Source organism: Lentzea fradiae (genome assembly GCF_900100955.1).
In the GTDB taxonomy this organism is placed as follows: Bacteria; Actinomycetota; Actinomycetes; order Mycobacteriales; family Pseudonocardiaceae; genus Lentzea; species Lentzea fradiae.
Genome location: NZ_FNCC01000015.1, coordinates 198244 through 207049, shown reverse-complemented (window position 1 = coordinate 207049; position 8806 = coordinate 198244). Strand labels below are relative to the sequence as shown.

10 protein-coding genes are annotated in these 8806 nt (G+C 72.2%); 5 read left to right on the top strand and 5 right to left on the bottom strand.

Annotated features, from left to right (window positions below):
- Positions 1 to 527: 527 nt before the first annotated feature.
- From BLT23_RS31865 to BLT23_RS31855, 3 genes are all read left to right on the top strand, one after another.
- Positions 528 to 2099 carry an FAD-binding oxidoreductase gene (locus BLT23_RS31865; RefSeq protein ID WP_090056037.1) on the top strand — a complete coding sequence of 524 codons (1572 nt, stop codon included), beginning with the start codon at positions 528 to 530 and terminating at the stop codon, positions 2097 to 2099.
- A gap of 64 nt (positions 2100 to 2163) precedes the next feature.
- A complete protein-coding gene (locus tag BLT23_RS31860; protein ID WP_090056035.1) occupies positions 2164 to 3306 on the top strand; it encodes a sensor histidine kinase in 1143 nt (380 codons plus the stop codon).
- Positions 3303 to 3932, top strand: a complete 630-nt coding sequence (locus BLT23_RS31855) for a response regulator transcription factor (protein WP_090056032.1) — start codon at positions 3303 to 3305, stop codon at positions 3930 to 3932. Before BLT23_RS31860 ends, BLT23_RS31855 begins: the two co-directional genes overlap by 4 nt.
- Here the strand turns inward: BLT23_RS31855 and BLT23_RS41075 are convergent.
- A complete protein-coding gene (locus BLT23_RS41075; RefSeq protein WP_176947009.1) occupies positions 3922 to 4065 on the bottom strand; it encodes a hypothetical protein in 144 nt (47 codons plus the stop codon). The two genes, BLT23_RS31855 and BLT23_RS41075, sit on opposite strands and share 11 nt — an antisense overlap.
- Positions 4066 to 4106: 41 nt before the next feature.
- Positions 4107 to 4847 (bottom strand): SIS domain-containing protein, encoded by a 741-nt coding sequence (locus BLT23_RS31850; protein ID WP_090056030.1) that lies wholly within the window; start codon positions 4845 to 4847, stop codon positions 4107 to 4109.
- Positions 4848 to 4949: 102 nt separating this feature from the next.
- Between BLT23_RS31850 and BLT23_RS40295 the strand changes: the two genes are divergently transcribed.
- Positions 4950 to 5132, top strand: coding sequence for a hypothetical protein (locus BLT23_RS40295; RefSeq protein WP_143036111.1), 183 nt, complete (start codon positions 4950 to 4952; stop codon positions 5130 to 5132).
- Positions 5133 to 5159: 27 nt separating this feature from the next.
- On the opposite strand, the gene BLT23_RS31845 is transcribed toward BLT23_RS40295, so the two are convergent.
- Together BLT23_RS31845 and BLT23_RS31840 are read right to left on the bottom strand one after the other, a co-directional pair.
- A complete protein-coding gene (locus BLT23_RS31845; RefSeq protein WP_090056027.1) occupies positions 5160 to 5741 on the bottom strand; it encodes a nucleotidyltransferase family protein in 582 nt (193 codons plus the stop codon).
- 10 nt (positions 5742 to 5751) lie between these two features.
- Entirely contained in the window at positions 5752 to 6576 is an 825-nt protein-coding gene (locus BLT23_RS31840; RefSeq protein ID WP_090056025.1) for an alpha/beta fold hydrolase, read from the bottom strand.
- A gap of 236 nt (positions 6577 to 6812) precedes the next feature.
- Here BLT23_RS31840 and shbA point away from each other — a divergent pair, with 236 nt between their 5' ends.
- Positions 6813 to 7508 carry an RNA polymerase sigma factor ShbA gene (gene shbA, locus BLT23_RS31835; protein ID WP_090056170.1) on the top strand — a complete coding sequence of 232 codons (696 nt, stop codon included), beginning with the start codon at positions 6813 to 6815 and terminating at the stop codon, positions 7506 to 7508.
- Between the two features lie 52 nt (positions 7509 to 7560).
- Here shbA and BLT23_RS31830 read toward each other — a convergent pair whose 3' ends face one another.
- Positions 7561 to 8760 carry an MFS transporter gene (locus BLT23_RS31830; RefSeq protein ID WP_176947008.1) on the bottom strand — a complete coding sequence of 400 codons (1200 nt, stop codon included), beginning with the start codon at positions 8758 to 8760 and terminating at the stop codon, positions 7561 to 7563.
- Positions 8761 to 8806 lie beyond the last annotated feature (46 nt).

Here is an 8806-nt window from a genome sequence, read left to right as displayed (position 1 = left end):
GACCATCCGCGTCTGACCATCCGCGTCTGACCATCCGCGTCTGACCATCCGCGTCTGACCATCCGCGTCTGACCATCCGCGTCTGACCGCCCGCGTCCGGCCACCAGCCGCTGCCCCTGCGACCGCTGCACCGGTTGCCATCCACCTGTCGCTGGTTGGCGACCGGTCGTTGGCCGCCTACACCGCCGCAGATCGCCGGCTGGCCGGCGACCGCTGCACCCGTCGCCGGCCACCTGTGGCGGCTCGGCGACCGGTCACTGGCCACTCACCAGCGTGGACCGCCCGCTGCCGCCAACCGAGGTCCCGACACCCACCCGCGCGCCCGGCCACCCGTGCCCGACTCACCCGTGCCCGGCCACGGCGGCACACCAACCAGCACCCGCCGCCGAGCCCGGTCTCAGCCGTTCGGCTGGGTGGCGGCTCCACCGCCCACCCCGTTGATCGGCTGATGTCCCGAAGATTCCCGCCCTGCCACGGTGGCACCACCACGGCGACCACCACAGGCGCCACAGACGCGGGGGAGTGGGATGACCAACGCAGGCATGAGCCGGCGCACGTTGATGGCGGGGGCGGGAGCCGTCGTGGCCGGAGGGGTGTTTGTCCAGGGGAGTGCGGTGGCGGCGCCGGCGGTGGCGGTGCGGATCGGGCCGGAGGACGTGCGTTACGAGAACCTGGTGCGGGGCAACAATTTCCGGTTCGTTGCGCGGCCTGATGAGATTCGGGTGCCGACGTCGACGGAGCAGGTTGTGCGGGCGGTTGACGAGGCTGTGCGGAGTGGGCGGCGGATCGCTGTTCGCAGTGGGGGGCACTGCTTCGAGAACCTGACGGCCGCGCCGGAGTTTCGGACGTTGCTGGATCTGTCGGCGTTGGACGAGGTCGGGTACGACTCGGCGAAGAAGGCGTTCGTGGTGCGGCCCGGGGCGACGCTGGGGCAGGTGTACCGGACGTTGTGCGCCGGGTGGGGTGTCACGATCCCGGGGGGTGGGTGTCCGGAGGTCGGGGCCGGCGGGCACATCGCGGGTGGTGGGTACGGGCCGTTGTCGCGCCGGTACGGGGCTGTGGTGGATCACCTGTACGGGGTCGAGGTGGTCGTGGTCGGCAAGGACGGGCGGGCGCGGGCTGTGGTCGCGACTCGGGAGAAGGACGATCCCCACCGCGAGCTGTGGTGGGCGCACACCGGGGGTGGTGGCGGGAACTTCGGGGTGGTGACGAAGTACTGGCTGCGGTCGCCGGGGAGCGGGGCCGTGTTGCCGCCGATGCCGCGGGCGATGGTGCAGCACGTGACGATCTGGGACTGGGGGCAGCTGACCGAGGAGAAGCTCGGCGGGCTGTTGCGGAACTTCGGGGCGTGGCACGAGCGGCACAGTGCGCCGGGGGTGCCGCAGGCCGGGTTGTACGGGGTTCTTGAGGTGCAGCAACGCAATGGCGGCATCGCGATGTTGTCCGTGCAGGCCGATGCGGGCCTGCCGGGCGTTGACGCGATGATCGACGAGCTGGTGGGGACGGTGGGGGCGGGGCTCACGCCGGTGTTCGAGCTGCGCAAGACCGTTCCGTGGCTGCACAAGATGACGTGGCCGGGCACCGGCGAACCCGGTGACGTGCTCACGCGGCGGTACAAGATCAAGGCCGCTTACCTGCGCAAGTCGTTCGACAACAACCAGTTGGCCGCGATCTGGCGTGGTCTCAGCGACCCGGCGGGGATGCCGGGCGGGAGCCTGTTGCTGGTCGGGTATGGCGGACAGGCCAACGCCGTCGCGGCGCACGAGACCGCGATCGCGCAGCGGGACGTGGTGATGAAGGCGGTCTACCAGTCGGTGTGGAGCGAGGAGCAGGACGATGCGGCCAACCTCGCGTGGGTGCGCGAGTTCTACCGGGACGTCTACGCCGAGACCGGTGGTGTGCCGGTGCCGGGCGAGGTCAACGACGGTTCCTACATCAACTACGCGGACGCCGACCTCGCGGACCCGGCGTGGAACACCTCCGGCGTGTCCGCGCAGTGCCTCTACTACAAGGACAACTATCCGCGGCTGCAACGGGTCAAGGCCCGGTGGGACCCGCGTTCGGTGTTCCGGCACGCCCTCGCGGTCGAACCGGGCTAGTCGTGCGACCCGCCCACGGGCCGGGCGGCACCACTAGATTGACCGGCGGGGGAGAGGAACGCGGATGAGCATTCCGGTGGCGCGATGGCCGTACGTCCTGCTGGTGGTGCTGGCGGCGGCCACCTTCATGGACCGGCGGCCGGAGCCGCTCGAGCTCGTGCTGTGCGCGGTGACAGCGGGCTGGCTCGCGGCCGGCATGGCGGCGTGGGTGCGGCCCTGGGTGTTCGGTGTGGGACTCACCGCGGTGACGGCGGCCCTGGTGGTGTTCAACCCGTTGTTCGGGTTCCTGACGCCCGTGCCGTACTTCTACGCGTTCCGCACGCTGACCTTTCCGTGGCAACCGGTTGGCGTTGCGGCGGTGGCGGTCGTGGCGGGTACGGCCCAGTCGTACGCGGTGGACAAGTCCACGCCTGTCGGCTTCGCGATCTGGGTCGCGGTGATGGCCGGTAACGCGGTTCCGTTGTGTGCCTTCGCCTTCTTCAACCGGCGGCTCGAACGGCAGGAGGCAGAACGGGCGCAGGCGCTCGCGGAGACGCGGGAGGCCAACCGCAGGCTTGCCGAGTCGTTGGCGGAGAACGCCGCGCTGCACGAGCAGCTTCTGGTGCAGGCGCGCGAGGCCGGGGTGCGCGAGGAGCGGCAGCGGATGGCGCGGGAGATCCACGACACGCTGGCGCAGGGGCTCACCGGCATCATCAGCCAGCTGCGTGCCGCGGACGAGTCGACGTGGCCTCGGCACGTCGCCGCCGCGACCGGCCTGGCGAGGGAAAGCCTTGACGAGGCAAGGCGTTCGGTCGCGGCACTGCGTCCGGAACCGCTGCGGACGGCGCGGCTGGGCGACGCGCTGGCCGGGGTCGCCGCCAGGTGGTCGGAGCTGCACGACGTGCCGGTGCAGGTCGTGACCACGGGTGAGGCGCGGCCGATCGCGCCCGAGGCGGAGTTCGCGTTGCTGCGGGCGGCGCAGGAGGCGTTGGCGAACGTGGCTCGGCACGCGCGGGCGGGCCGGGTCGGGGTCACGTTGTCCTACCTGGAGAACGAGGTCGCGCTGGACGTGCGGGACGACGGGCGCGGCTTCGACCAGGCCCGTGCCGAGGGGTTCGGGCTGGTGGCGATGAGGCAGCGGATCGAGGGGGTGGCGGGGACCGTGCAGGTCGAGTCGGAGCCCGGTGCGGGAACGGGCGTGTCGGCGCGGGTTCCGGTGACGGCGTGATCAGGCTGCTGGTCGTCGACGACCACCCGGTGGTCAGGGACGGGCTGACGAGCATGTTCGCCCGCGACCCCGGGTTCGAGGTCGTCGGCGAGGCGGGGGACGGCGCCGAGGCCGTGCGGCTGGCCAGGGCGTTGCGGCCCGACGTCGTCCTGATGGACCTGCGCATGCCGGGGGTGGACGGCATCACCGCCACCAGGGAGCTGGCCGGCAGCGGTGCGCACGTGCTGGTGCTGACCACCTACGACAACGACAACGACGTGGTGGCGGCCGTCGAGGCGGGCGCCACCGGGTACCTGCTCAAGGACGCGCCGCGCGACGAGCTCCTGCGCGCCGTGAAGGCCACCGCGCGGGGTGAGGCCGTGCTCGCCCCGGCCGCGGCGGCGCTGCTGATGAAACGGGTGCGGTCTGCGGCAGCGCCCGCGTTGAGCCAGCGGGAGCTGGAGGTGCTGCGGCTGGTCGCCGGCGGGGCGACCAACCGCGAGGTGGCGGCGGGGCTGTTCATCACCGAGGCGACGGTGAAGTCCCACCTGCTCAACATCTACGGCAAGCTCGACGTCGGCGACCGGGCCTCCGCCGTCACGGAGGCGTTCCACCGCGGCCTGCTGGTCCCGCGGGTCAACCCCTGAGCAACGCGGTCGTCGCGGTCAGCGACGCTCCGGCGTTCTCCACCAGCACCGCGAAACGCCACCCTGGTAGCGACGACCAGCCGTGTTCGGTGCCGCCGCTTGCCAGGACGCCCGCCACACCGACTGTCGTCACCGTGGCGAGCGTTCCGCTGAGCAGGAGCCGGGGCGTTCCGGTCAGCCGAGCTGCGGGATGCGGGTCTGGTAGTGGCGGAGCAGCTCGGCGTTGGCCGCGTCGCCGCCCTCGACGTTCGCGCTGCGCCACAGCGGCAGCCGCACACCGGACTCGGCGGCCTGGTCGACGAGCCGGACCATCAGCAGGTTCCACAGGAACGCCGTGGCGATCGTGGAGATGGCCGCGGTCACCGGCGCCTCCGCCGGGTAGGTCGAGTCGCCGGGCGGCACGAGGTTGTCGAGCACGACCGTCGCCACCTCGGCCAGCGTCACGCCCGCGCGGCGCGGGGCCTGGGCGCTGGAGGCCACGGACGTCACGGCGACCACCGGGCAGCCCGCGTTCGCGGCCTCCTGCGCCAGCTCGACCGGGTAGTGGTTCACGCCCGAGGTCGAGAAGACGAACAGCACGTCGTGCGGGGCCAGGCCCGCCTCGCGCAGGACCTCGCCGGCGAGACCGGAACGGCGCTCGGCCGAGGTGCTGCTGATCGCGCCGTGCATCGGGAGCAGCTCGGGGTGGTAGATCGGGCGGACGCAGGCGAGACCGCCCGCGCGGTAGAAGGTCTCGGCGACCGCCGCCAGCGAGTGTCCCGCGCCGGCGGTGAGCAGGGTCCCGTCCGCCTGGACGGCGGCGAGCACCAGTTCGGCCACGTCGTCGAGCGCCGCCGCGTTGTGCTGTTCCACGCGCGCCAGATGGGTGCGCACGAGAGTGCCGTAGTCGGAGCCGGTCACGGTGTCGGTCGTCATGCGGGTCAGTAGTACCGGATCGTCGAATTGCTCACCAGTAACCCGCGCACCACGAACCCCGATACGCGCGATACAGGGGCAACTGCGCGCGGCGGACTGGCGGTGGTTTTGAGCAGACGGCACTTCTTCTTCTGGGTGGGCCTGACGGCGGTGTTCGCGGGTGCGGGTGCCACGAACATCGCGCTGGCGGTGACCTACTCCGAGCTGTGGCCGGTGTGGGCGGCGCTCGCGCTGCTCGTCGTCGCGGGCGGATGTGCGCGCGCCGCCGTGCACGCCCGGCCTTAGCCGGACCAACCGTTGCGCACGCCGGTCCTAGCGGATCTGGCCGCCGTCGCGTCGTCGCAGGTCTTCCGGCCGGTCCACGTCGTCGCCGTCGGCCACGTCCGCGCACTCGACGTGCCGGACGGTGTTCGCCTTCAGGTAGTCCCGCGCGCCCTGGTCGCCCGCCGCCGACGCCACCACGCCGGGGAAGTGGTCGGAGCCGATCAGCACCGGATGGCCGATCTCGCCGTGGTAGGTGGCGCGCGCCAGCACGCCCGGCGCGGCGAGGTCCATCAGCCGGTGCAGCGCGGCGACCGTGACGCCGGGGGTGTCGACGGGCAGAACCACGACGGCGTCCACGATGCCGGTCGCACGCAGGCCCGTGCGCAGCGACGATCCCATGCCGGTGGCCCAGTCCGGGTTGTCGACGACCGTCACGCCGTCCAGCACGGCCTTCGCCCTGACCTCCGCCGCCTGCGCGCCGAGCACGACGACGACCGGGTCGCACCCGGCGGAGATGAGCAGCCGGGCCGCCGAGTCGACGAACAGCTCGCCGCCGAGCGGGACGAGGGCCTTGGGGGAACCGAACCGGCGGCCCGCCCCCGCGGCGAGCAGCAGACCGGCCACGCGCATGTCCCCGACCCTAGTTCAGGTGTTCCAGCAGGAGGGAGGACGTGGCCTCGGGGATCTCTTCCGGGATCCAGTGGCTGACGTCCTCGACCATCTCGAACCGGTACGCGCCCGTGCACCACTTCTCGGTCTCGAACGCGGCCACCGACCCGAACGCGACGTCCTCGGTGCTCCACACGTACATCGTCTTCACGCCGACCTTGTCCGCGGCGCCGTGCGGCTTGCCCGCGCGGTACCAGTTCAGCGCGGCCGTGAGCGCCCCCGGCTCGGACAGCCGCTGGACGTACTCCTCGACGTGCGAAGGCCGGACCCGCCACTCGAACATCTGCTTCAACGCGTGGGCGTCGTTGTCCAGCATCCGCTTCTCGGTGCTGCGCTCCCGCCAGTCGAGCATGTACTGCGACCGCATCCGCTGCTCCTCGTCGGTCTGCAGCGCGGTCTTCAACGCACCGGGGTGCGGCGTCGAGAACACCGCCAGGGAACGCAGCCGCTCGGGGTGCTCGATCGCGGTCCACCACGCGACCGCGCCGCCCCAGTCGTGCCCGACGAGGTCGAACGTGCCCCAGCCGAGCGCGTCGGCCATCGCGACGACGTCTCCGACGAGGTGCGTGACCGTGTACTCCGAGACCTGCTCGGGCCGCACGCCGGGGGAGTAGCCGCGCTGGTCGGGGGCGACGGCGCGGAAGCCGTTCACGCCGAGCACGGCGACCTGGTGCTCCCACTCGACGGCGGCCTCCGGGAAGCCGTGCAGCAGCAGGACCGGGCGGCCGTCCTCGGGACCGGACGCGATGGCGTCGAAGGTGCCCGCCTCGGTGTCGATGCCGATGTGTTCGATCACCGTTCGGACACTACTGCGTGAACGGTGCTCCGATCGTGCCGGACACGTCCGGGAACGGCAGTTCGGCATGGACTTCCGACTGGGCCATTAGGACCACGTTCTCCCTCAAAAGGGTGCTGCTCCTGCCACCCGCACGGACTTCGTGGTCCTCTTGGAAGCAGGCGGTATCAAACGGCTCGCTGCGTTCTCTACTTCAGTGAAGCCCAAGCGTCGCTGTAGTGGAGGAGGTCGCCGGGATGGTTCAGCCCACAGCCGTGCGGACCGGTGGTGGTGTCGCGGTCCTCGCGCCAGGCGAAGGCGCCGAGGTCTGGAGCCGGCCAACGGTTCCCACGCGCCGGAGGGTGCGCCAGGCACCGGTCTCCAACCAGTGGCTCGCCGAGGCGGAGTTCACCGATCTCGTCGACGCAGCGCTCGACGGGGACAGACGGGCGGTCGAGCACCTGCTCGGCCGCATCCAGCCGTTGATCGTGCGCTACTGCCGCGCGCGCGTCGGCGGCCGTGAGCGCACGCTGGTCTCGGCCGAGGACATCGCGCAGGAGGTCTGCGTGGCGGTGCTCGGCGCCCTGTCGAAGTACCGCTACGAGCCCGGCTCGTTCCTCGCCTTCGTCTACGGCATCGCCGCGCACAAGGTCGCCGACGCACGCCGCCGCGCCGTCCGCAACCGCGCGGAGGTCGTGCCGGAGCTGCCGGACTGCCCGTCCCTGGAGGACGGCCCCGAGCAGCACGCCGTCACCGGCGAGATGATGGCCCAGGTCACGCGCCTGCTGCACAAGCTGCCGCCGCGCCAGCGCGAGATCCTCGTGCTGCGGGTCGCGGTGGGCCTGTCGGCGGAGGAGGTCGCGCTGGCCGTCAGCTCGACGCCGGGCGCGGTGCGGGTCGCGCAGCACCGCGCACTCGCCCGGATGCGGGAGATGATCGCCGAGGAGGGCTGAGCAGCCGCCGGGTCTCTCGCCCGAACGGATTCGCGGGACGGCCTGGACTTCCTCAGGACCTGTGCGGAGCGGGCGTCCCGAGGTCGGTGAACGCCGCCACCAGCGCCGTCACCAGGATCGCCGCGCCGAACGCCAGCAGGGCAGCCGCCCCACCGGCCGCGCCCGCGAGGAACCCGCCGAGCGCGGGCGCCAGCGGCGTCAGCACGCGGGAAGCGAGGGTCGACACCGCGTCCACGCGTCCCATCATGTCCTCGGGCACCAGCCGGGAGTGCAGCGCGGAGACCGCCACGTTGATCATCGGTGTGACGACCGCGGTGACCGCCAGCGGCACGAACGGCCAGAGGACGCCGAACGGCAGCGCCATCGCGGTGGTGCAGGTGCCGAAGACGACCAGCACGGCGACCATCAGCTTGCCGGGGGCGAGGGTGACCCTGGGCGACAGCAGCGAGCCGACGATCCCGCCGATGCCGATGCCCGCGATGACCGCGCCGGTGTCCAGGCCGTCGCCGCCGCGTTCGGCGACGAGGGCGAGCACCGGGAGCATCGAGGCGCCGCCGAACAGGTTCAGCACGAGGAAGACGATCGTGAGGTTGCGCAGGCCGGTCTGCCGCCAGAGCCAGCGAGCCGCGTCCCGCACGTCCTGACGCATCCGGCGGCGGGGCTCGTGGCGTTCGGCGCGCGCGGGGATCTTGGCGAACCACGCGCAGATCGCCGCCGCCGCGAACGTGAGGGCGTCGGCGACGAACGGGACCGCCCGCCCGGCCGCCAGGAGCAGGGCACCGAGCGGTGGACCAGCGACCCGTGCCGCGTGGCCGCGGGCTTCCTCCTGGGCGTAGGCGGTGCCGAGCTGGTCCGGTGGCACCACGGCCTGGATCGCGGAAGTGCGGGCGGGGCCGGTGAACGCGGTGCAGACGCCGTCGACGACCGCCAGCACGACGAAGACGGCGACGTACGCGTGACCGGTGAGGACGGCGACGGCCAGCGCGGCGGCGGTGAGGGCCTGGCCGGCCTGGCTCCAGAACAGCGTCCTGCCCCGGTCCCAGCGGTCGACCCAGACCCCGGCGGGCATCAGGGCGAGCAGCAGCGCGGCGGCCCGTGCCCCGGCGACGACGCCGGGCAGGAGGTACGAGCCGGTGAGCGCGACGATCAGCAGCGGCGTCACCAGAGTGGTCATCGTGGTGCCGAGCTGCGAGACCGCGCCGCCGAACCAAAGCAGCTGGAACTGAACGTTCTTCCTGAGCGGAACCCCCACGACCGTCGTTTCCAACGCATGGTCGCCCGTGGCGGATGGCAGAGTT